General features: G+C 65.4%; 25 protein-coding genes and 1 other RNA gene. 14 read left to right on the forward strand and 12 right to left on the reverse strand.

All coding sequences use genetic code 11. The annotated features are described in order from the left end of the window. Positions 1–31: 31 nt before the first annotated feature. Both ruvA and ruvC read right to left on the reverse strand, forming a co-directional pair. A complete protein-coding gene (gene ruvA, locus DVH29_RS12940; protein ID WP_114646608.1) occupies positions 32–649 on the reverse strand; it encodes a Holliday junction branch migration protein RuvA in 618 nt (205 codons plus the stop codon). Then, positions 646–1,149, reverse strand: coding sequence for a crossover junction endodeoxyribonuclease RuvC (gene ruvC, locus DVH29_RS12945; RefSeq protein ID WP_114646609.1), 504 nt, complete (start codon positions 1,147–1,149; stop codon positions 646–648). The genes ruvA and ruvC overlap by 4 nt, the downstream gene beginning before the upstream one ends. Positions 1,150–1,338: 189 nt before the next feature. Between ruvC and DVH29_RS12950 the strand changes: the two genes are divergently transcribed. Beyond that, on the forward strand, positions 1,339–2,157 hold the full coding sequence (locus DVH29_RS12950; RefSeq protein ID WP_158541670.1) for a GGDEF domain-containing protein: 819 nt from the start codon (positions 1,339–1,341) through the stop codon (positions 2,155–2,157). Positions 2,158–2,197: 40 nt separating this feature from the next. On the opposite strand, the gene DVH29_RS12955 is transcribed toward DVH29_RS12950, so the two are convergent. The 6 genes from DVH29_RS12955 to DVH29_RS12980 form a co-directional block, all read right to left on the reverse strand. Next, a complete protein-coding gene (locus DVH29_RS12955) occupies positions 2,198–2,944 on the reverse strand; it encodes a YebC/PmpR family DNA-binding transcriptional regulator (protein WP_114646611.1) in 747 nt (248 codons plus the stop codon). A gap of 106 nt (positions 2,945–3,050) precedes the next feature. Further along, a complete protein-coding gene (locus tag DVH29_RS12960) occupies positions 3,051–3,869 on the reverse strand; it encodes a TIGR00282 family metallophosphoesterase (protein ID WP_114646612.1) in 819 nt (272 codons plus the stop codon). After that, positions 3,866–4,456 (reverse strand): 5-formyltetrahydrofolate cyclo-ligase, encoded by a 591-nt coding sequence (locus DVH29_RS12965; protein ID WP_245944982.1) that lies wholly within the window; start codon positions 4,454–4,456, stop codon positions 3,866–3,868. The genes DVH29_RS12960 and DVH29_RS12965 overlap by 4 nt, the downstream gene beginning before the upstream one ends. A gap of 26 nt (positions 4,457–4,482) precedes the next feature. Beyond that, a non-coding RNA gene (gene ssrS / locus DVH29_RS12970) (6S RNA) lies at positions 4,483–4,639 on the reverse strand. 78 nt (positions 4,640–4,717) lie between these two features. Further along, a complete protein-coding gene (locus tag DVH29_RS12975; RefSeq protein ID WP_114646613.1) occupies positions 4,718–5,107 on the reverse strand; it encodes a cell division protein ZapA in 390 nt (129 codons plus the stop codon). Continuing rightward, a complete protein-coding gene (locus DVH29_RS12980; protein WP_158541671.1) occupies positions 5,100–5,396 on the reverse strand; it encodes a DUF4164 family protein in 297 nt (98 codons plus the stop codon). The genes DVH29_RS12975 and DVH29_RS12980 overlap by 8 nt, the downstream gene beginning before the upstream one ends. 192 nt (positions 5,397–5,588) lie before the next feature. Between DVH29_RS12980 and tkt the strand changes: the two genes are divergently transcribed. Both tkt and gap read left to right on the forward strand, forming a co-directional pair. Further along, on the forward strand, positions 5,589–7,568 hold the full coding sequence (gene tkt, locus DVH29_RS12985) for a transketolase (RefSeq protein ID WP_114646615.1): 1,980 nt from the start codon (positions 5,589–5,591) through the stop codon (positions 7,566–7,568). 73 nt (positions 7,569–7,641) lie between these two features. Continuing rightward, entirely contained in the window at positions 7,642–8,649 is a 1,008-nt protein-coding gene (gap, locus tag DVH29_RS12990) for a type I glyceraldehyde-3-phosphate dehydrogenase (protein WP_114646616.1), read from the forward strand. A 33-nt stretch (positions 8,650–8,682) separates the two neighbouring features. Here gap and DVH29_RS12995 read toward each other — a convergent pair whose 3' ends face one another. Beyond that, positions 8,683–9,165 (reverse strand): hypothetical protein, encoded by a 483-nt coding sequence (locus DVH29_RS12995; RefSeq protein ID WP_114646617.1) that lies wholly within the window; start codon positions 9,163–9,165, stop codon positions 8,683–8,685. Positions 9,166–9,284: 119 nt separating this feature from the next. Between DVH29_RS12995 and DVH29_RS13000 the strand changes: the two genes are divergently transcribed. The 9 genes from DVH29_RS13000 (at position 9,285) to DVH29_RS13040 (ending at position 17,471) form a co-directional block, all read left to right on the forward strand. Then, entirely contained in the window at positions 9,285–10,490 is a 1,206-nt protein-coding gene (locus DVH29_RS13000) for a phosphoglycerate kinase (RefSeq protein ID WP_114646618.1), read from the forward strand. A 131-nt stretch (positions 10,491–10,621) separates the two neighbouring features. Then, on the forward strand, positions 10,622–11,644 hold the full coding sequence (locus DVH29_RS13005) for a class I fructose-bisphosphate aldolase (RefSeq protein WP_114646619.1): 1,023 nt from the start codon (positions 10,622–10,624) through the stop codon (positions 11,642–11,644). Between the two features lie 107 nt (positions 11,645–11,751). Next, positions 11,752–12,297 (forward strand): thiamine phosphate synthase, encoded by a 546-nt coding sequence (locus tag DVH29_RS13010; RefSeq protein WP_158541672.1) that lies wholly within the window; start codon positions 11,752–11,754, stop codon positions 12,295–12,297. Next, positions 12,294–13,364: a tetratricopeptide repeat protein gene (locus DVH29_RS13015; RefSeq protein WP_114646621.1), complete on the forward strand. Its 1,071-nt coding sequence runs from the start codon at positions 12,294–12,296 to the stop codon at positions 13,362–13,364. The genes DVH29_RS13010 and DVH29_RS13015 overlap by 4 nt, the downstream gene beginning before the upstream one ends. A gap of 102 nt (positions 13,365–13,466) precedes the next feature. Next, positions 13,467–14,030, forward strand: a complete 564-nt coding sequence (efp, locus tag DVH29_RS13020) for an elongation factor P (RefSeq protein WP_114646622.1) — start codon at positions 13,467–13,469, stop codon at positions 14,028–14,030. A 44-nt stretch (positions 14,031–14,074) separates the two neighbouring features. Continuing rightward, on the forward strand, positions 14,075–14,866 hold the full coding sequence (locus DVH29_RS13025; RefSeq protein ID WP_114646623.1) for an inositol monophosphatase family protein: 792 nt from the start codon (positions 14,075–14,077) through the stop codon (positions 14,864–14,866). A gap of 149 nt (positions 14,867–15,015) precedes the next feature. Continuing rightward, positions 15,016–16,023 (forward strand): flagellar motor protein MotA, encoded by a 1,008-nt coding sequence (locus DVH29_RS13030; protein WP_114646624.1) that lies wholly within the window; start codon positions 15,016–15,018, stop codon positions 16,021–16,023. Positions 16,024–16,032: 9 nt separating this feature from the next. Next, on the forward strand, positions 16,033–17,055 hold the full coding sequence (locus DVH29_RS13035) for a peptidoglycan -binding protein (protein WP_114646625.1): 1,023 nt from the start codon (positions 16,033–16,035) through the stop codon (positions 17,053–17,055). Between the two features lie 23 nt (positions 17,056–17,078). Then, positions 17,079–17,471 (forward strand): GFA family protein, encoded by a 393-nt coding sequence (locus DVH29_RS13040; RefSeq protein ID WP_114646626.1) that lies wholly within the window; start codon positions 17,079–17,081, stop codon positions 17,469–17,471. A 176-nt stretch (positions 17,472–17,647) separates the two neighbouring features. Here the strand turns inward: DVH29_RS13040 and DVH29_RS13045 are convergent, their stop codons facing one another. Continuing rightward, positions 17,648–19,483 carry an ABC transporter transmembrane domain-containing protein gene (locus DVH29_RS13045; protein WP_114646634.1) on the reverse strand — a complete coding sequence of 612 codons (1,836 nt, stop codon included), beginning with the start codon at positions 19,481–19,483 and terminating at the stop codon, positions 17,648–17,650. A gap of 176 nt (positions 19,484–19,659) precedes the next feature. Between DVH29_RS13045 and rpmE the strand changes: the two genes are divergently transcribed. Next, positions 19,660–19,884, forward strand: a complete 225-nt coding sequence (gene rpmE, locus DVH29_RS13050; RefSeq protein ID WP_114646627.1) for a 50S ribosomal protein L31 — start codon at positions 19,660–19,662, stop codon at positions 19,882–19,884. Positions 19,885–19,943: 59 nt separating this feature from the next. On the opposite strand, the gene rcdA is transcribed toward rpmE, so the two are convergent. Together rcdA and DVH29_RS13060 are read right to left on the reverse strand one after the other, a co-directional pair. Continuing rightward, positions 19,944–20,459 carry a protease adaptor protein RcdA gene (rcdA, locus tag DVH29_RS13055; protein WP_114646628.1) on the reverse strand — a complete coding sequence of 172 codons (516 nt, stop codon included), beginning with the start codon at positions 20,457–20,459 and terminating at the stop codon, positions 19,944–19,946. A 303-nt stretch (positions 20,460–20,762) separates the two neighbouring features. After that, entirely contained in the window at positions 20,763–20,945 is a 183-nt protein-coding gene (locus DVH29_RS13060; RefSeq protein ID WP_114646629.1) for a DUF1192 domain-containing protein, read from the reverse strand. A 64-nt stretch (positions 20,946–21,009) separates the two neighbouring features. Between DVH29_RS13060 and DVH29_RS13065 the strand changes: the two genes are divergently transcribed. Continuing rightward, on the forward strand, positions 21,010–22,011 hold the full coding sequence (locus DVH29_RS13065) for an NAD(P)H-quinone oxidoreductase (protein WP_342769896.1): 1,002 nt from the start codon (positions 21,010–21,012) through the stop codon (positions 22,009–22,011). The last annotated feature ends 104 nt before the right edge of the window (positions 22,012–22,115 follow it).

Below are 22,115 nucleotides of genomic sequence, written 5' to 3' on the forward strand. Positions count from 1 at the left end.
AATAGTAAGGAAACAACAAAATATCAAGGAATCAACTGCTCAATTCCCGCAGACCCAGCCGGATCAGCTTTTCGGTCGCCACCTCCTCGCCCTCCTTGGCGACCACGCGGGCCACGGCGCCGGAGGCCTGGGCCTGGGCGTAGCCGAGATTGACGAGGGCCGAGACCGCATCGGACACATTGCCGCCGGCCAACCCATCCCCGAGCGCGGTCTGCAACCCGATGACGCCCGCATCCACCGCGCCGATGGCGGGCGCCTTGCCCTTGAGCTCGGAGACGAGGCGCTGGGCGAGCTTGGGGCCGACGCCCGGCGCCCGGCCCATCATCGCCTTATCCTGCAAGGCGATGGCCGAGGACAGGTCGGACGGCGAGAGCGTCGAGAGGATGGCCAGCGCCACGCGCGAGCCCACCCCCTGCACCGTCATCAGGAGCTTGAACCAGTTCTTTTCCGCCGGCGTGGCAAAACCATAAAGACGGATCATGTCCTCGCGCACGATCATTTCGATGAACAGGGTCGCCGCCTCGCCCACCGCCGGCAGGGCCTGCAGGGTGCGGCCCGAGCAATGGGCTTCATAGCACACCCCGCCCACATCGATCAGCGCCGTGTCGTCGCCAAGGCTGTCGACGATCCCCTTGAGCTTGCCGATCATGCCGATCTCGCCAGCTTGCGGTGCTGCCGGTGATGGGCGTGGCAGATGGCGATGGCCAGCGCATCGGCCGCGTCGGCCGATTTGAAGTTGGCGGCGGGCATCAGCGTCCTGACCATCAGTTCGATCTGCTTTTTCTCCGCATGGCCGGTGCCGACCACGGATTTCTTGACCAGATTGGCCGAATATTCGCCGACCGGCAGGCCCATGGAGGCCGGGGTCATCACCGCAATGCCGCGCGCCTGCCCGAGGAGCAAGGTCGAGCGCGCGCCGGCATTGACGAAGGTCTCCTCCACCGCAGCCTCCTGCGGATGGTGCTCGGCGATGAGGCGCATCAGCCCTTCATGCAGGTGAACCAGCCGCAGGGCGAGGTCCTGATCGACCGCCGGCGTGAGCACGCCGCAGGCGATGAAGCGCAGCCGGTTGCCCTCGCTCTCGATGATCCCCCATCCGGTGCGCCGCAGGCCCGGATCGATCCCTATGATTCGCACCACGTCCAACATGCTCCGAGCCTATCCAATCGCGCCCACGCTACCAAGCACAAAGTGAACAAACCAAAAACATCGCCGATCGCGGCTGCAAGATTTCCCCAGAAAGCGATGCCTGGCATTTTCAGCAATGCGGCAACCTCGCGTTCACCGAATTCCCCTAGGGTGGCGCCGGACGCAGAACTTCAGGACACATTATCGATCATGGCGCGTAGTGGTCGCCTGCCCGCGCAGGCCTGGGCCAGCATCAGCTGGCACACGTTACGTCACATGGCCGTGGCCGTCGTGGCCTCGGTCATCATTTCCCATCTGATTCTGGGCACCCTGTCCCAGGGCATGGACGCTTTCGGGCTGACCGCCGCCATCGTCGCCCCGCTGGCGCTTGGCGGGCCCATGGTCTTTTACACGTCGCTCAAGCACTATCAGCTCGAAATGGCCTATCGCGCCCTCGAAGACACGGCGTCCAAGGACAGCCTCACCAAATGCCTCAACCATGGCGCCTTTGTCGACGCGGTCGGCGCGGCCCTCGCCGCCGGCGACAAGGGGGGCGCCCTGCTGGTCGCCGATGCCGACCATTTCAAGTCGATCAACGACAGGTTCGGCCACGCAAGCGGCGATGCGGCCCTCAAGCTGATCGTCTCGGCCATCCGCTCGGTACTGGGGAGCAAGGACCTTCTGGGCCGCCTGGGCGGGGAGGAATTCGGCATCTACCTGCCGGAGGCCACTTCCGCGCAGGCCCAGCGGGTTGCCGATACCATCAGACAAGCCATAACGCGGATCGAATTCGGCAACGAGAGCGAGAGCTGCGTGCTGTCGGTCAGCATCGGCGGCGCGGTGGCCACCCAGGCCATGGCCTTCAACGATCTGTTCCGCCTCGCCGACGAGCAGCTCTACAAGGTCAAGGCGACCGGGCGCAACAACAGCGATATCGTCCTCATCCCGCCCCGCCCGGCCAATGGGACGGCAAGCCTCGGCACCAACGACACTGCGGGGCTGGACGCAAAAAAGGCGGTGGGGGCATAGGCCCCGACCGCCCGTCGCACATGGCTGGTCCGTCCCGGCCTCAGGCCGAGAGCGTCGCCATATCCTCTTCGCTCATCTCGAAATTGGCATAGACGTTCTGGACGTCGTCATCGTCGTCGAGATTGTCGATCATGCGCATCAGGCTGGCGCCCTTTTCCGCGTCGACCGGGGTAAGGGTCTGGGGCCTGAACACCGGCTTGACGCTTTCCGCCTCGCCCAGCGCGGCCTCGAGCGCCCCCGACACGTCGCCGATATCCTCGAAGGCGCAATAGATGGTGTGGCCGTCCGCATCGCTCTGCACGTCGTCGGCGCCGGCCTCGATGGCCGCTTCCATCACCTTGTCCGCATCGCCGGCACTGGCGGGGTAGTAGATTTCCCCGACCCGGTCGAACATGAAGGCCACCGAGCCGCTTTCCCCCAGGGCACCGCCGGCCTTGGAGAATATGGCGCGCACGTTCGATGCGGTCCGGTTGCGATTGTCGGTCAGGGCCTCGACGATCACCGCGATGCCGCCCGGGCCATAGCCCTCATAGCGCACCTCGTCATAGTTCTCGCCGTCTCCGCCCTGCGCCTTCTTGATGGCGCGTTCGATATTGTCCTTGGGCATGGACTGGGCCTTGGCGTTGTTGATCGCCAGGCGCAGGCGCGGGTTCATCGCCGGATCGGGCATGCCCGCCTTGGCGGCAACGGTGATCTCGCGCGCCAGCTTGGAGAAGATTTTCGACCGCACGGCGTCCTGACGGCCCTTGCGGTGCATGATGTTCTTGAACTGTGAATGGCCGGCCATGGTCGGACAGTTCCTCGTCGCTAACTCGAATTGGAATGGCCGCGCTTATAATCGCGCGGGCGGTGAAAATAAAGACGGGGCGCCAACAAAGCCGTTGCCCCGACCTTCAGGCGAAATCGGGATGGGCCTGGGCGAGGGAACCGCCGATACGCACGGGCAGGATCTGCCGCACCAGCCCCGAGCGCGGTTCCGTCTCGATGGCGACGCCGCACAGGGTCGCTTCCCCCTCGGCCGGCGTGAAGCGGGTGGTGGCCAGCCCGGTGAGGAAGCGATTGATCGGCTCCTCGACCTCCATGCCGATGACGCTGTCATAATCCCCGCACATGCCCGCATCGCTGAGAACCCCGGTGCCGCCCTTCAGAATGCGGTGGTCGGACGTGGGAATATGGGTATGCGTGCCCACCACCAGCGAAACGCGGCCGTCGAGATACTGGCCCATGGCGCCGATCTCCGAGGTGGCCTCCACGTGGAAATCGACGACGATGGCATCGGCCTGCTCGCCCAGGGGGCAGGCGGCGATGGCGGCATCGACGGCGCGGAACGGATCGTCCATGGGCGGCATGAACACCCGCCCCAGCGCCTGCACCACCAGCACCTGATGGCCATTGCGGCCCGTGACCATCGCCGCCCCGCGTCCCGGCGCGCCGGGAGGGAAATTGATCGGGCGGATCAGGGTTCCGTGCCGCTCGATGGCGGTCATCATCTCGCGCTGGTCGAAGGCATGGTCGCCCAGCGTCACCACATCGGCGCCCGCATCGCGCAGCATTTCGAAATGACTTTCGGTGAGCCCGCGCCCATGGCTGGCATTCTCGCCATTGACGATGACGAAATCAAAGCCATGGCGCGCGATGAGACCGGGCAGGCGCTCGGAGACCGCCTCGCGGCCGGCCCGGCCCATGACATCGCCGAGAAACAGCAGTCTCATGCGTTCTCGAAACGGGTGAGCCCCGCTTCGGTCACCAGAATGTCGAGGGGGCGGTCATGGTCGAAACGGGGGATGAAATCGAGCTCCTGGCCGGAAAAGGCATAGCCGACCAAAAGGGGCGTCTTGCTCATATGGGCCAGCGTCCGGTCGTAATAGCCGCGGCCATAGCCGAGCCGCGTCCCCTTCCGATCGAAGGCCAGGAGCGGTATGACGACGATATCGGGCTCGACGACCGGTGCGGTCTCGGCCGGGGCAAGAGTGCCGAAACCGGAAGGATAGAGCGCCTGCCCTTCTTCCCACAGCCGCAGTTCGAGCGGGCTGTCCTCGCCCAGCACCACAGGCAGGGCGACGGGCTGGCCGGAATCCACCAGCCGGGTGAGGAGCGGCTTGCAGTCGATCTCGTCCCGGATCGGCCAGTAGAGGGCGACGATCTGGTCCCTTGAGAGGGGCACGCCCTCGAGAAAACCGTCGGCCGCGGCTTTCGCACTGTCGGCGCGGTCCGCCTGGGGTATGGCGGCGCGGCGGGCAAGAGCCTCTTCGCGCAATGTGGCCTTGTGCTCTTCGCGCTGGGCGTCTTGGTCCGTCAAGCCTTGCGGTCTCCTCCAGATAAATCAGGTGCCACCCTGGCCGTGGGATGTGTCGATCCCGGGAACCTACTCACGTAGGTGGGCGCCATGTGTCCAGGCCCACGGGCCCGGTCAGGGACAGCTCCCTTTAGGATCGATAAGGCCCCGGGGATGCAGTATCCTACACGCACCGGGCAGCCGGATTCATATAGGCCTTCTTGCGCGCGCGGCAAAGGGGCGACGACACTTTATCTGCGGGGACCGGCAGCGCCCGGCAGGCGATCAGGAACCGGACCGGGCCTGCGCGTCCTGGCCGGCGCCGTCGACGGCGGTGGCGATGGATTCGATGCGGCGCGCCACGTCCGAGAGCTTGGCGGCGAATGTGGCTTCCATGGATTCGGCTTCCGCCGCCACGTCATTGCCGGCCTTGGTGACGGTCTGGAGTTCGGCGCGCAGCGTGTCGAGCTTGCGCTCGGCCTCGACCAGTTCGTCCACCACCGCGATTCCCGCCATCACGACGAGGCGATTGTCGCCGATCTCCCCGAACGTCTCCTTGTATTCCTCGATATAGCGGTTGAACCGGGCCGCGAGGGAGGACAGATGCGTCTCCTGCCCGTCCTCGCAGGCCATGCGGAATTTGCGGCCGTTGATTTCGACGCTGACTTCAGCCACGCAGTTCTCCTTGTTCCAGCACCGATCTGACGGTGTCCATCGCTTCGCTGAGGCGCCTGGAGACCTCCTCTGCGGTCTCATCGAGCCGGTCGGCACGCGCCGTGGCGCGGTCGAGGTCGCCGGCCAGCCGCGCGCGGTCGGCGGCGAGCCGCTGGGTTTCCGCCTGGAGCTGGCCCGTCGACCGGGTGCGCGCCGAGAGGGAGCGCACCGAGGTGTCAAGCCTGTTGAGGGCGCGGTCAATCCGCTCGATGGCGGCGGCGAAACTCTCTCCGGGCGATGACGATGACACGTGCGGCGTCCTTCGAATCCTTTGGCTTGGCCCTCCACCATAGCCCAGAAAGTGGCGGAATTGGCAAGACCTGCCCCCCGCGCCAAGATTGACTCGAAGGACGGACCTGTTATGTGTCTGCTCGCGCTCCGCCCTCGACCGACCGGGCCGGCGTCACGCCGTTTTCTCACAACCTATTCGCGCGGGATACTCATGACAGACAGAGCCCAACACGATGCCATGGCAAATGCCATTCGCGCCCTTTCCATGGACGCGGTCCAGGCCGCCAATTCCGGCCATCCCGGCCTTCCCATGGGTGGGGCCGACATCGCAGCGGTTCTGTTCTCCAAGATCATGAAATTCGATCCCAAGGCGCCCAACTGGCCCGACCGCGACCGCTTCGTCCTCTCGGCCGGCCACGGTTCCATGCTGCTCTATTCCGCGCTCTATCTCCTCGGCTACGAGGACATGACGCTCGAGGACATCAAGAACTTCCGTCAGCTCGGCTACAAGACCGCTGGCCACCCCGAATACGGCCATGCGGACGGCATCGAGACCACCACCGGCCCGCTCGGCCAGGGCCTCGGGAATGCCGTGGGCATGGCGATCGCCGAAGCCAAGCTGAACGCCGAATTCGGCCGCGACCTCGTCGACCACTACACCTATGTCTATGCTGGCGACGGCTGCCTCATGGAGGGCATCTCCCAGGAGGCCATTTCGCTGGCCGGGCATTTGAAGCTCAACAAGCTCATCGTCATCTGGGACAACAACAACATCACCATAGACGGCAAGGTCTCGCTGGCCGATTCCACCGACCAGCGCAAGCGCTTCGAGGCCTCCGGCTGGGCGACCATGGACATTGACGGCCACGATCCCGTCGAGATCGAAAAGGCATTGAAGGACGCGCAGGCTTCCGACAAGCCGGTGCTGATCTCCGCCCGCACCACCATCGGCTTCGGCTCGCCCAACAAGGCCGGGACCAGCAAGGTGCACGGTTCCCCGCTCGGGGACGAGGAACTCGCCGCCGCCAAGAAGCAGCTCGGCTGGGCCTATGGTCCGTTCGAGATCCCGGCCGAGATCCTCGATGCCTGGCGGCAGGCCGGCGGTCGCGGCGCCGAGGCGCGTACCGCCTGGACCGAGCGTCTCGACGCCACCGCCTCCGAGACCAGGAGCGAATTCGAGCGCCGCATGCGGGGCGAACTGCCCGCAGCCTTCAAGCCGGCCATGGCCGCCTACAAGAAGAAGCTCGCCGAGGACAAGCCGAAAAAGGCCACCCGTGCCTCCTCCCAGGATGCGCTGGAAGTGCTCAATGGCGCAGTGCCCGAAACCATGGGCGGCTCCGCCGACCTCACCGGCTCGAACAACACCGACACCAGCCAGACCCTGCCCTATTCGGCCAGCGACTATTCCGGCCGCTACGTCCATTACGGCATTCGCGAACACGGCATGGTCGCGGCCATGAACGGCATCGCCCTGCATGGGGGGCTGTACCCCTATGGCGGCACCTTCATGACCTTCTCGGATTATTGCCGTCCCTCGATCCGCCTCGCCGCCCTGATGGGCATCCGGGTCGGACTGGTCATGACCCATGACTCCATCGGCCTGGGCGAAGACGGCCCGACCCACCAGCCGGTCGAGCATCTGGCCGCGTTGCGGGCCATTCCCAACCTTCTGGTGTTCCGGCCCGCCGACGCCATGGAAGCGGCGGAATGCTGGGAGATCGCGCTGGAGCGGACCCAACAGCCCTCGCTGCTGGCGCTTTCGCGGCAGGGCCTGCCCGCCCTGCGCACCGAATATTCGGATGAAAACCTGTGCTTGCGCGGCGCTTATACCATCTGGGGCGATGACAATGCCGATGTTGTGCTCTTCGGCACGGGCTCGGAAACCCAGCTCGCCGTGGAAGCGGCCAAGGAACTGACCGAAGAGGGCATTTCGGCCCGCGCCGTCTCGGTGCCCTCGATGGAACTGTTCCACGCCCAGCCCGACGACTACAAGGCCTCGGTGTTCGGCAAGGCCCGGGCCCGCGTCGCGGTCGAGGCGGGAATCGAACAGGGCTGGGCCAAGCTGCTCGGCGCCACCGGACGCTTCGTGGGCATGACTGGGTTCGGCGCCTCGGGCGAGATCTCCGCCCTTTACAAACACTTTGGGATTACGACCAAAGCCGTTGTTGATGCGGCCAAGGCGCAACTCTAAGACAACACTCCAAAGGGCGCCCCGGCGCCCTTATTTCCTCGTGCTCGCATAGCAATACTCAAGGAGTAGCTCCATGACCGTTCGCGTCGCCATCAACGGGTTTGGTCGCATCGGCCGCAACGTCCTGCGCGCCATCATCGAATCCGGCCGCACCGACATCGAAGTGGTCGCCATCAACGACCTCGGCCCGGTCGAGACCAATGCCCATCTGATCCGCTACGATTCGGTGCATGGCAGGTTTCCCGGCACGGTGACGGTTGCGGGCGACACCATCGATGTGGGCCGCGGCCCCATCAAGGTCACCGCGGTGCGCAACCCCGCCGAACTCCCCCATGGCGAGATGGGCGTCGATATCGTCCTCGAATGCACCGGCATCTTCACCAGCAAGGAAAAGGCCTCGGCTCATATCGAGGCCGGCGCCAAGAAGGTGATCGTCTCCGCGCCCGCCGACGGGGCCGACATGACCGTGGTCTATGGGGTCAACCATCACCTGCTCGCCCCCGAGCACACGGTGATCTCGAACGCCTCGTGCACCACCAACTGCCTCGCGCCGGTCGCCTATGTGCTCAACGAGGCGGTGGGGATCGAAAAGGGCTTCATGACCACGATCCACTCCTATACCGGCGACCAGCCCACGCTGGACACCATGCACAAGGACCTCTACCGCGCCCGCGCCGCCGCCCTGTCGATGATCCCCACCACGACCGGCGCCGCCAAGGCCGTGGGCCTCGTGCTGCCCGAACTGAACGGCAAGCTCGACGGCACCTCGATCCGCGTGCCGACCCCCAATGTCTCGGTGGTCGATTTCAAGTTCATCGCCAAAAAGACCACCTCGGTCGAGGAAATCAACGCGGCGATCCAGACCGCTGCGGAGGGCAAGCTCAAGAACATCCTCGGCTACACCAACGAGAAGCTGGTATCGATCGACCTCAACCACGACCCCCATTCCTCGATCTTCCACATGGACCAGACCAAGGTGATGGACGGCAATTTCGTGCGCATCCTCACCTGGTACGACAATGAATGGGGCTTCTCCAACCGCATGAGCGACACGGCGGTGGCCTTCGGCAAGACGCTGTAAGCCGCAATCGTCCCGGCTGGAGCCCCTCGGGCTCTAGCCGTTCTCCGCGACGCATTGCGCCACATAGGTCAACGCCGCGAACGAACCGCGCAGCGGGATTTCGGCGATGGTGAGCTCGGGCGCCGAGACCGAGAGGGTTTGGCCGCGCCGCAGCGCGTCGATCAGCGCCGCAGCCATGGCGGAGTCGCCCGGCTCGGTGCGATAGAAAAATATCCGTCCCTCTTCCGCCGTGACGGGCAGCGTGAACACCGCGCCATCGATCACGAAATCGAGCTCCGGCGGAGCGTCGACGAAGGGCTCGATCCCCGCCGCCGGCTCCAGTTGCAGGAAGACGGCTCCGGCATCGTCGAGACTGTCGCCGGCGCAGGAGAGGCTGACATGGCCTATCTGCGCGCTTCCGCCTCCGGCGGCGAAGCTCCCCATGTTATAATGGCCGCCCCAGACCGGGGCCGGCTGGGCGAGTGCGGGAACGGGAAGAACCGCGCCGAGGACGAGGAGCGCAAGGAGAGACTTCATGATAGCATTCCCTTGTGTGGTCGGGCCGAACGGCGCGGCGATGCGGATCTGCCCCGCTCGGCTCTTCCGCCCCGCGCCTCACTCTGCTACCCAGTAACGCAAAGAAAAAAGGTGCAGGCATGACCACCGCTTTCAAGACCCTTGACGATTTCAATCTCGACGGCAAGCGCGTACTGGTGCGGGTCGATCTCAACGTGCCCACCAAGGACGGCAAGGTGACCGACGCGACACGGATCGAGCGTGTGGCCCACACCATCCAGGAAATCGCCAACAAGGGCGGCCTGCCCATACTCCTCGCCCATTTCGGCCGTCCCAAGGGCAAGCCGAACCCCGAGATGAGCCTTGAAGTCGTGGTGCCCGAGCTTCGGCGCATCATCGGCAAGCCGGTCCATTTCGCCGCCACCGACTGGACCGACCTCACCGAAGCCAAGGACGTGATCGCCCGGGCCGAACCGGGCTCCGTGGTGCTGCTCGAAAACACCCGATTCGCCGCCGGCGAGGAAAAGAACGATCCCGAACTGGTCGACATCATGGCCGGGTTCGGCGACCTCTACGTCAACGACGCCTTTTCCGCCGCCCACCGCGCCCACGCGTCGACCGAAGGGCTGGCCCACAAGCTGCCCGCCGCGGCGGGCCGCGCCATGGAAGCCGAGCTGAAGGCGCTCGAGGCGGGGCTGGGCACGCCCAAGAAGCCGGTGATCGCCATTGTCGGCGGGGCCAAGGTCTCCACCAAGATCGACCTGCTCGAAAACCTCGTCTCTAAGGTCGAGGCGCTGGTGATCGGCGGTGGCATGGCCAATACCTTCATCTACGCCCTGGGCTATGACGTGGGCAAATCGCTGTGCGAGCGCGATTTGAAGGAAACCGCGCTGCGCATCATGGACAAGGCCGCCGATGCCCATTGCGCCATCATCCTGCCCATCGACGGCGTGGTCGGCTGGCATTTCGAGGCCGACACCCCCTCGCGCGTCTATGGGCTGGACGCCATCGACAAGGACGGCATGGTGCTCGACGCCGGGCCGCAATCGGTGGAAAAGATCAAGGCCGCCATCAACGAGGCCAAGACCATCGTCTGGAACGGGCCGCTGGGCGCCTTCGAGATCGCGCCCTTCGACAAGGCCACCGTCGAGGTCGCCCGCCATGCCGCCGAACGCACCCGCAAGGGCCAGCTCGTCTCGGTGGCCGGGGGCGGCGACACCGTGGCGGCCCTCGCCCATGCGGGCGTCAAGGACCAGTTCACCTATGTGTCGACGGCCGGCGGCGCCTTCCTCGAATGGATGGAAGGCAAGCCCCTGCCCGGCGTCAAGGCGCTGACCCGGGAATAGACGGACCGGGCGGCCAGAGGTTCCCCGAGGCCGTCTCATCCGTTCGTCCAATAACCGAACGTCTAATCGATTGTGACGGCGCTGATCGGGTATTTTGCGCGCATCTTCACATTCATGGGGTTACGCGTCCGATGTCTCGACTGAGCGAGATTGCCCACCAGCTCGTTGCACCCGGCAAGGGTATTCTGGCCGCCGACGAATCCACCGGCACGATCAAGAAGCGGTTCGATAGCATCGGACTGGAATCCACCGAAACCAATCGCCGCGACTACCGCGAAATGCTGTTCGGCGCCGACGAGGCGATGAGCCAGTACATTTCCGGCGTCATCCTGTTCGACGAGACCATCCGCCAGTCCGCCGCCGACGGCACCCCTTTCGTCGACATGCTGCGGGCCAATGACTGCCTGCCCGGCATCAAGGTCGATACCGGCGCCAAGCCCCTCCCGGGCTTTGACGACGAGACGGTGACCGAGGGCCTCGACGGGCTGCGCGAACGGCTCAAGGAGTATGCACAGATCGGCGCCGCCTTCGCCAAATGGCGCGGCGTGATCGGCATCGGCCCCAACAAGCCCACCCGCGCATCGGTCCATGCCAATGCCCATGCGCTGGCCCGCTATGCCGCGCTCTGCCAGGAAGCGGGCATCGTCCCCATCGTCGAGCCCGAGGTGCTGGCCGACGGCAAGCCGGGCGACCACACCATCGACACCTGCGAGAAGGTCACCACCGATACGCTGGGCGAGGTGTTCGAACAGCTCCGCCTCGCCGGCGTGGCGCTCGACGGCATGATTTTGAAGCCCAACATGGTGATCCCCGGCGTCAACGGCCCCAAGGTCTCGGTCGAGGAAGTGGCCGAACGCACCGTGCGGACCTTGAAGGCCACCGTGCCGGCCATCGTGCCGGGCATCGCCTTCCTCTCGGGCGGCCAGACCTCCGAACAGGCCAGCGCCAATCTCTCGGCCATGCACCATATCGGCAAGCTCCCCTGGGCCCTGACCTTCTCCTATGGCCGCGCCCTGCAGGCCGAGGCGCTGCAGGCCTGGGGCGGCAACGCGGAGAACGTCGAGGCCGCGCGCCGCGCCTTCATCCACCGCGCCCGGATGAATTCCCTCGCCTCGCTGGGCGAGTGGGCACCCGAACTCGACCGGGCCGCCTGATAAACGCCCCATAGTCTTCCCAAGCCCCAAGGGACGCTGTAGGAGAGCAGCGTCCCTTTTTCGTCATGGTTTGGCGGCAAGGGAGGCTCAACTTCGATTGGGGTTCCATGGCATCGGATATCTTCCTCGTCGCATCGCCCGCCATCACCGCCAACCGGCTCTCAGCCGAAGTCGCGCGCACGGGGGCGACCGCGCTGCTGCTCAGGATCGGCGAAGGCGAGGACGATCTTGCCTATGCCGCGCGCGCCAAGGCGCTGGCCAAGGCCATCCAGGTCCATGATTGCGCGGTCCTGCTCGACAACCGTCCCGACCTGGTGCGCCGCGCCTATGTGGACGGCGTGCATATGAGCGGCGGCATCAAGGCGCTGCGCGAGGCGATCGCCGAGCTCAAGCCCGATTTCATCGTCGGCACCGGCGATATCGGCTCGCGCCACGAAGCCATGCTGCGCGGCGAACTGGAGGTCGACTACCTGATGTTCGGCGACCGCGACGATGGCGAAGGCCGCGAGATGGCGCAATGGTGGGCCGAGACCTTCGAGATCCCCTCGGTCTATTGCGCCGCCCCGGGTGAGGACAATAGCGGCCTTGGCACCGAATTCATCGCCTATGAGGAGGCGGACTGGGCGGCGATCGCCGGGGAGGCGACGCCATGAGGCGCGAGCCCCTGCTCATGGCGGCCCTCCTGGCCCTTGCCCCCCTGCCCGCCATGGCGCAGAGCCAGCAGATGGACCAGGCGCTCGATATTTCGCGCCTGCTGCTCAACCCGCCCGAGGGGGTGGACCTCGCCTATGGCGCCTTCCAGCGCGGCTATTATCTTACCGCCCTGCGGCTGGCCGAAAAGCGCGCCGCCCAGGGCGACGCCGTGGCCCAGACGCTGATCGGGGAGATCTATGCCAACGGGCTCGGCGTCTCCCAGAACATCCCGCGCGCCATCAGCTGGTACGCCCAGGCCGACCAGAACGGGGATATCCAGGCGACCTTCCAGCTCGCCCTCATCTACCAGAGCGGCACCGGCGTCTCCCAGAACCGCACTCGGGCGGCGGAGCTGTTCCGCAAGGCGGCCGATGGCGGGCATATGGCGGCCAAATACAATCTGGGCCTGCTCCATGTGGAAGGCATCTATGCCAGCCCCGATCTCAGCGAAGCCGCCGAACTGATCGGGGAAGCCGCCGAGGCGGGGCTTCCCGAAGCGCAATATGATTTCGCCATCATGCTGCTCGAAGGCGCCGGCATCGCCCCCGACACCGAACGCGCCCTCGACCTGCTCGAGCAATCGGCCCAGCAGGGGCTGGCCGAAGCCCAGGTGGAATATGCGACCTTCCTCTATATGGGCGCGCGCGGCGCGCGCGACGCCCAAGGCGCCGCTGGCTGGTACGGACGCGCCGCAGAACAGGGCAGCGCCGTGGGCCAGTCGCGCTACGGCCTCATGCTGGCCGCCGGCGAAGGCGTCGACCGCGACCTGGAAGCGGCCGCCATGTACCGCGCCCTGGCCCGCCGCCAGGGGCTCAACGATCCCCAGCTCGATGCCGCCCTGCGCGGCGCGGACCCGGCCAGCCTCGCCGCCGGCGAGACCCGGGCGCGCTACTGGCCCGGCCTGCCCCCGTCGCAGCAGCCGGCGGGCATCGCGGTGGACGAGGGAACGCTGGTCATGCCTCAGCCCCTGCCCCAGGCGCTCGAAGGCCTGCCCCCGGCCCTCGAAGACATCGTCGCCAATCCATGAAACGCTTGAACGCGGCCCTGTTCTGAGGCAAAAGCCAGCCATCCCCACTTTCCGGCCCGAGCGCGCACTGCCACGGGCGCGCAACCGCAAAGAACGATACCCATGAAGATCAACGGAAACGAAATCCGCCCCGGCAATGTGATCATGCACCAGGACAAGCTCTGGGTGGCGGTCAAGGTCGATCACGTCAAGCCCGGCAAGGGCGGCGCCTACGCCCAGGTGGAGCTCAAGGCCATCATCGAAGGCACCAAGCTCAACGAGCGCTTCCGCTCCGCCGAGACCGTGGAGCGCGTGACCCTCGAACAGCGCGATTTCCAGTATCTCTACCAGCAGGGCGACGCGCTGGTGTTCATGAACACCGAAACCTACGAGCAGATCGAACTGCCCACCGATTTCGTCGGCGAGCGCGCCGCCTTCCTCCAGGACGGCATGATGGTCACCGTGGAAATGTATGAGGACAAGCCGCTCGGCATCAAGCTCCCCGCCCAGGTGATCCTCGAAGTGACCGAGACCGAACCGGTGGTGAAGGGCCAGACGGCGGCCAATTCCTTCAAGCCGGCCATCCTCGAAAACGGCGTCAAGACCATGGTTCCGCCCTTTATCGGCACCGGCCAGAAGATCGTGGTCGATACCGACGAAGTGACCTATATCCGCCGCGCCGACTGACCGGGCACCCCGCCGGACCCCCTCTCATATTTTAGGATACCCCCATGGCCCGCTCAGCTCTGATGAACATCATGGTCAATGCCGCCCTCAAGGCCGGCCGGGGGCTGATCCGTGATTTCGGCGAGGTCGAGAACCTCCAGGTGTCGCGCAAGGGTCCGGCCGATTTCGTCACCGTGGCCGACAAGCGCGCCGAAAAGGTGGTGATGGACGAACTGATGAAGGCCCGTCCCACCTATTCCTTCCTCATGGAGGAAGGCGGGGAGATCAAGGGCACCGACGGCATGCACCGCTGGATCATCGACCCGATCGACGGCACCACCAATTTCCTGCACGGCGTGCCGCTGTTCGCCGTCGCCATCGCCCTCGAACGCAATGACGAGATCGTGTCCTCGGTGATCTACAACCCGGTGATGGACGAGCTCTTCACCGCCGAAAAGGGCAATGGCGCCTGGCTCAACAACCGCCGCCTGCGCGTGGCCGGACGCCGCTCCCTCGCCGACGCGCTGATGGTCACCGGCATCAATTCGCAAGGGCGCGCCCTTGACGCGCTGCAATTGCGCCAGCTCGCCCACGTCACCCCCGCGGTGGCGGGAATCCGCCGCTCGGGTTCGATCTCGGTCGATCTGGCCTGGCTGGCGGCGGGCCGCTTCGACGGAGTCTGGGAAGCCGGGCTCAAGCCCTGGGACGTCGCGCCGGGCCTTCTGATGGTGCGCGAGGCTGGCGGCTTCGTCACCGACTATGCCGGCGGCACCGCCTCGATCGCCAATGGCGAGGTCGTGGCCGGCAACGAGGTGATCCAGGCCGCCCTGCTCAAGGCGCTGCAGGCGGTCAAATAACCCTGCGCCCACAGGGTTCTGCGCGCGGTTACTTTTTCTTAACCATCGTCCATGTCATTGTCAGGCCAGCATGGTCTGACTAAGCTGGCGCGTGATTTGACACGCCGCGCCGCTTCGAACCAGTGGCGATGCCAGGAGCCGGCCCTTTCATGACGCAGCAGACCTACGACCCCTATCACCTCGCCAGCCCGATGGTCTATCTCATCAAGATGGTGATCTTCCTCGTGCTGGTCGCCATGGTGGGCATCATCCTCATGGCCCAGTTGATCGATGCCTTCTGGTCCTCGCCCTTTCTCAACGGGCTGATCGTCTTCACCCTGCTGGTCGGCATCATTCTCAGCTTCCGGCAGGTGGTGCGGCTGTTCCCCGAGGTCAATTGGGTCAATTCCCTGCAGGAGGGCAATGCCAGCACCCTGCGCCGCGCCCCCCGCCTCCTGGCCCCGGTCGCCGCCATCATGCGCGACAAGCTCGGCGAGACCATGCTCACCCCGGCCTCCATGCGCTCGATCCTCGATTCGATCGGCATCAGGCTCGACGACGCCAAGGAGACCTCGCGCTACCTGACCGGCCTCTTGGTCTTTCTCGGCCTTCTGGGCACGTTCTACGGCCTGCTGGAGACCGTCGCCTCGGTGGCCGAGGTGATCCAGGGCCTCGACGTCACCGCCGGGGACAGCGCCACGGTCTTTTCCAATCTGCGCGAGGGGCTCGAAGCGCCGCTGGGCGGCATGGCGACCGCCTTCTCGTCCTCGCTGTTCGGCCTTTCCGGCTCGCTGATCCTGGGCTTCCTCGACCTGCAGACCGGGCAGGCCCAGAACGCCTTTTATACCGATCTCGAAGACTGGATGAGCTCGATGACCGAGCTCGACCATCCCATCGCCACCATGCAGGCCAACAATCTGGGCGTCTCCAACACCGAGATGCAGCAGATGTTCGAGCGCCTGGGCGCCACCATGCAGACCCAGAATTCGTCGCAGAACGCCATCCGCGCCATGGCCGAACTGGCCAAGGGGATCGACGGGCTGGTCAAGCACATCCGGGCCGAGCAGGAGGATTTGCGCGCCCATATCGCCGAGCAGTCCGAGGTCAACCAGCGCCTCACCCGCCTGATCGACACCCTGTTGCAGGACACCGACCGTCCGCGCGACGGCCACAATTAGAGTCCCGCCATGCCCCTTGCCCGACGCGGCTCCGAACGCCCCAATTTCTGGCCCGGCTATGTCGATGCGCTGACCAATCTGCTGCTGGTCATCATCTTCCTCCTATCCATGTTCATGATCGCCCAATTCTTCCTCAATCAGGAAATATTGGGCCGCGATTCCGCCCTTTCCCGGCTCAACGCCCAGATCGCCGAGCTGACCGAATTGCTGCAGCTCGAACGCGCCGGTTCCGAGGAACTGGAGCTCTCCATCGCCTCGCTCTCGGCCACGCTCACCGGCCTCGAAGCCGAACGCGACTCGCTGGCCGGGCAATTGGCCGGGCTGGGATCGAGCGCCGGGGAATATGAAACCGCCATCGCCGGCCTCGAGGCCGAACTCTCCGAGGAGCGCGAACTCTCTTCGGAAGCCCAGGCGCAGGTGGCGCTGCTCAACCAGCAGCTCGCCGCCCTGCGCCAGCAGATCGGGGCGCTGGAAGCCGCCCTCGAAGCCTCCGAGCTGCGCGACAGCGAAAGCCGCACCCAGATCGCCGATCTGGGCCGCCGGCTCAACGTGGCCCTCGCCCAGCGCGTGCAGGACCTTTCGCGCTACCGCTCGGACTTTTTCGGCCGCCTGCGCGAAATCCTCGAAGGACGCTCGGACGTCCAGGTGGTCGGCGACCGCTTCGTCTTCCAGTCCGAAGTGCTGTTCGACGCCGGGCAGGCCAATATTTCCCCCGAGGGCCAGGCGCAGATTTCCGGACTGGCCGAGGCCATTCTCGAGCTCGAAACCGAAATCCCCGCCGACATTCCCTGGGTGCTGCGCATCGACGGTCACACCGACCGCCGCCCCATCGCGACGGCGCAGTTCCCCTCCAACTGGGAGCTTTCGGCGGCCCGCGCCATTGCCGTCGCCAAGCTGCTGGTGCAGCAGGGAGTGTCGCCCAATCGCCTCCTCGCCGCCGGCTTCGGCGAATACGCGCCGCTCGATCCCGGCGACACCGACGAGGCCTATCGCCGCAACCGGCGCATCGAATTCAAGCTGACAGAGGGGTAATCTCTCCTCGGAAAGGCCCGGCCATGCAACGCTTTACCGGAGGATGCCTGTGCGGCGACGTCCAGATTGTGGCCACCGGCCAGCCGAACCGGGTCGGGCTGTGCCATTGCCTCGACTGCCGCAAGCATCACGGCGCGCTGTTCTACGCCGCCGCCATATTCCCCGAGCACGCGGTGACCATCGCGGGGGAAACGCGCAACTATGCCGGGCGCTTCTTCTGTCCCCGTTGCGGGTCGTCCGTCTACGCGCGGACCGAAAACGAGATCGAGGTGCATCTGGGCACCCTCGACGCCCCCAACCAGCTGATGCCCAGCTATGAAAGCTGGGTCATCCGCCGCGAGGCCTGGCTGCCACCCTTCCCGCTCGCCCGGCACTATGACCGCGACCGCCAACCTACCCCCGATCAGGATGTCTGATACCGAGAGTCAGCGCCCCCCTCATCCGACCGCTTCGCGGCCACCTTCTCCCACCAGGGGAGAAGGAAAAAGGGGGGCTGGGCCTGCCAAATGAGCCCCCTTCTCCCCTGGTGGGAGAAGGTGGATCGGACCGCTAGGTCCGAGACGGATGAGGGGGGCGCTGAGGTTGCGGCGACCTACTCCGCCACAGCCGCGTCAGTGAGCCGGAATTGCAGCTTGGCAAGCTCCGCATAGCGGCCGCCCTTGCGCACCAGTTCGTCATGGGTGCCCTGATCGATGAGGCAGCCCTTTTCCAGAACCAGAATGCGGTCGGCGTTGCGGATCGTGGCGAGGCGGTGGGCGATGACCAGGGTGGTGCGGCCCTCCATCAGCCGCTCCAGCGCCTTCTGCACCAGATGCTCGCTTTGGGCGTCGAGGGCCGAAGTGGCCTCGTCGAGCAGCAGGATGGGCGCGTCCTTCAAGAGCGCGCGGGCGATGGCCACACGCTGCTTCTGCCCGCCCGAGAGCATGACCCCGCGCTCGCCCACCATGGTGTCGAAACCATTGGGCAGGTCCTCGACAAAGCCGGTGACCAGCGCCGCATCGGCGGCGGCGCGCACATCCGCCATATCGGCATCGGGCTTGGCGAAACGGATATTGTCGGCAATGGACCCGGCGAAAATCACCGGCTCCTGATCGACCGAGGCGAAGCGGCGGCGCAGATCGGCCATGTCGGCATCGCGCACATCGATGCCGTCGACCAGGATGCGGCCGCTGCCCACATCGTAAAAGCGCTGCAACAGGGCAAACACCGTGGACTTGCCGGCCCCCGACGCACCGACCAGCGCCACCGTCTCGCCGGGCGCGACGGCAAAGGAGAGGTCCGAGAGGATCGGCGCCTCGTCGCGGGTCATATAGGCAAAGCTCACATGGTCGAACGCCACCCTGCCCTGCGGCGGAACCGGCATGAGGACCGGATCGGTCCGAAGCGGCAGGCGCGAGCGGGTGTCGAGCAGCTCCATCAGCCGTTCGGTGGCGCCCGAGACCTGCTGCAGGGTGCCGAACAGATCGCTCATATTGGTCAGCGCCGAGGTGGCGATCACCGCATAGATGGCGAACTGGGCCACCTCACCCACGGTGATCATGCCGGCGAACACGGCCTGCGAGCCCAGCCAGACCAGGCACACCATGGCCACCATCGAGACGAACATCACCACTCCGATGAGGAAGGAGCGGTTGAGCAGGCGCTTGAGCTCGGCGCGATAGGTGGTTTCCGAATAGCTCTGGAACAGTTGCTGCTGGCTTTCCTCCTGCACGAAGGATTTGACGGTTTTGACCGAGGACAGGGTCTCGGTGATCATGGCCGAGAGATCGGCCAGCGTATCCTGGGTGAAGCGCGACACCTTGCGCATCCGCTTGCCCATCAGCACCAGCGGGATGACGATGAGCGGGATGACGAGGATCACCCCGAGGGCGAGCTGGAAATTGGTCCAGAACATCATGGCCACGGCGCCGAGCATCAGGATCAGCGAACGCAGGGCGAGCGAGGCGGACGAACCGATGGCGCTGCGGATCACCGCCACGTCGGCATTGAGCCGCGAGGTGAGCTCGCCCACCCGGTTGACGTCGTAAAAGGTCGCGTCGAGCGTCAAAAGGTGCCGGAACACGTCCTGGCGCAGATCGGCGATCACCCGCTCACCGATCACCGAGATGAGGTAGAAGCGCGCGCCCGCCGAGACCGCCATCACCGCGCCGATGACGATGATCAGCCAGGCATAGGAGGACACGACATCGAAATTTTCGGTGACGAATCCTTCGTCGATGAAATTGCCGGCGAAATAGGGAATCGACAGCGAAGCCACCGCGGCGATCACCAGGAAGGCGAGGGTCAGGGCGAGACGCACCGGATAGCGCCCCAGATAGGCCGTGAGGCGCCGCAGGGGCTTGAGCGAGGTGGCCCTCGTCCCGGCCTTGAGGCGGGGCAGTTCCTGGCCCGTTGCGGTTTCGGTTTGCGTGCTGTGTGTATCGGACATGAAGTCGCCTGGATCGATTTTGCGGCCTAGATACGCCTTGAGAGCCGGAACGGCAACCATGGAGGGCGAACGCCGCCTCTTGCGCTGGCGGCCGCCTTTGGGTAAAAGGCCGCCAACCAGTTTCATGATGATCATGTCCGGGCGCCGCAGCGCCCGTTTGATTTAGGGCCCGAGCAATGAAAAAAGACATCCACCCCGACTACCACTTCATCACCGTGGCGATGACCGACGGGACCACCTACAAGACCCGTTCGACCTATGGCAAGGAAGGCGACACGCTGACCCTCGACATCGACCCCACGACCCACCCGGCCTGGACCGGCGGGTCGTCGCGCCTGGTCGACCGTGGCGGCCGCGTCTCGCGCTTCAAGGAAAAGTTCAAGGGCATTCTGGGTTCGTAAGACCCGATCGCTCGAACAGACGAAAAACCCGACCTTGCGCCGGGTTTTTTATTGGCCTTCTACCCGCCGAACGCCGCCTTGAGCCGATCCATCTGCGAGGCAAGGGCATTCTCGCCCTGGGCCTCGGCCGGCAATTCCTCGCCGCGTTCGATGCGGTCGAACTTGACCACGCGGGCGAACAGCCGGTCGCCCTTGCCGATATAGGCCTGCATCCTGTCGGGCATCTCATCCCATCCCGGCCCGCCGCGATCCGATGGCAGGGCGGAAAACTTCACCTTCGATTTCTCGCTCAACGCCTGCTCGGGCGAAATCTCGCCCTCATTGACGGCTCGTTGCAGCAGCAGCCAGGAGGCGAGCTGCATCAGCCGCGTGGTGAGGCGCATGGATTCGGTGGCGTAGAGGAACGACGCTTCGCGGCTCAGCCCCCTGCTCTCGGCGCGGCCCTCGCCATCGAGATAGGCGGCCACCTCCTCGATCAGCCCCATGCCTTCGCGATAGAGCAGGTCGAACCCTCCCGAGGTCAAAAGGCGGGGCGTCAGCGCGACGGCGTCGTTTCCAGACCTCGCTTCATCCACGCGGATGCTCCTTTCCGGTTCGGCATTGCGGCCGGCAGTCTAGGGGCAAATGGGCAAAAGGTCATTAACGGCCGCCGGCGACCTTCAACTAGGATTAACGCCGTCCGGTTCCGGAAAAGAAAAAGAGCCGTCAGAAGAACGGCTCTCGAAAGTTAACAGGGAGGCGTCAAACAGAGGGAAGGAACCGCTCTGAGAAACTCCAGCAAAAACTGGATAACCAAGTTCTAAACCGAAAACGTAAAATTTGAGTTAACGCGACTCGGTTCTTTAACCTTACCGCCGGCTTGACGCCGAAGGGCCCGATCAGAACTTGAAAACGGCGTCGGCGGCGCTGCGGCTGGCGGTCTTGGTGGCGATCGCCGCTTCCAGCCGGGCGATTTCGTCCTTGAGAAGGCCGATCCGCTGTTGCAGCTCGTCCACCGACAGCGTATCGAGCGCCATCCCCAATTCATGGGCCGGAACAGGGAGAACCCGATCATCGTCCATCAATATCCCTCCACCAAGCAAATTTGCTCTTGGCCCATTTTGGCGCGCGTTTAAGATGGCGTCCATGACAATTGCCGATCAAATGCAAGCCATCGCGATCGCCCGGCCCGGCGGGCCGGACGTGCTCACCCTCACCACCGTGCCGACACCCGCGCCCGCAAAGGGCGAGATCCTCATCCGGGTCGCCGCGGCCGGGCTCAACGGCCCGGACCTCATGCAGCGCCAGGGCGCCTATGATCCGCCTCCGGGCGCTTCGCCCCTCCCCGGCCTCGAAGTATCGGGAACCGTAGCGGCGCTCGGCGAAGGAAGCGGGAGATTCGCCCTGGGTGATGCGGTGGTGGCACTGACCAATGGCGGCGGCTACGCGCACTATGTCGCGGTGCCCGAGGGTCAGGTCCTCCCCCGCCCCTCGGGCTGGACCGATATCGAAGCGGCCACCCTGCCGGAAACCCTCTTCACCCTGCAACAAACGCTGATCGAGCGGGCCGGCCTGGCACGTGGGAAAACCGTCTTGGTCCATGGCGGGGCCGGCGGCATCGGCGCGACAGCGATCCAGCTCTGCCGTCTCTATGGCGCCGACGCGCTGGCGACGGTCTCGAGCCCCGACAAGGCCGATTATGCCCGATCCATGGGCGCCGCCCACACCATCGACTATACCGCCGAGGATTTCGTCGCCCGCGCCAAGGAGCTGACCGATGGCCGGGGAGTCGATATCGTCATCGACATGATCGGCGGCGAATATGCCAACCGCAATCTCAAGGCCTCGGCCTATGGCGGCCATGTGCTGCAACTGGCGCTCAAGGGTGGCGCCCGGGCCGAGATCAATCTCGGGCTCGTGCTGATGAACGCCCTCACCCTTTCGGGTTCGACCCTGAGGCCTCAGACGAGCGCCACCAAGGCCCGCCTCGCCGAGGGCCTGCGCAAGACGGTCTGGCCGGCCATCGCGGACGGGACGATCCGGAAGCCCCGCATCCGCAGCTTCCCCATGGCCGAGGCCGGAGCCGCGCATGCGGCAATGGAGGCCCGCGACCATTACGGCAAGATCGTCCTCGAATTCCCCGCATGAGCGACCGGCCGATCGTCCCCCGAACTTGGGGGATTGTTCATGTTGGACTCGCGAGTTGCTTTCGCGCGAGGAAGATGTCGAGAGTGATGTGGAGCATTTCGAGT

Origin of the sequence: Pelagibacterium lacus, from assembly GCF_003345525.1 — a bacterium.
Taxonomy (GTDB): Bacteria; Pseudomonadota; Alphaproteobacteria; order Rhizobiales; family Devosiaceae; genus Pelagibacterium; species Pelagibacterium lacus.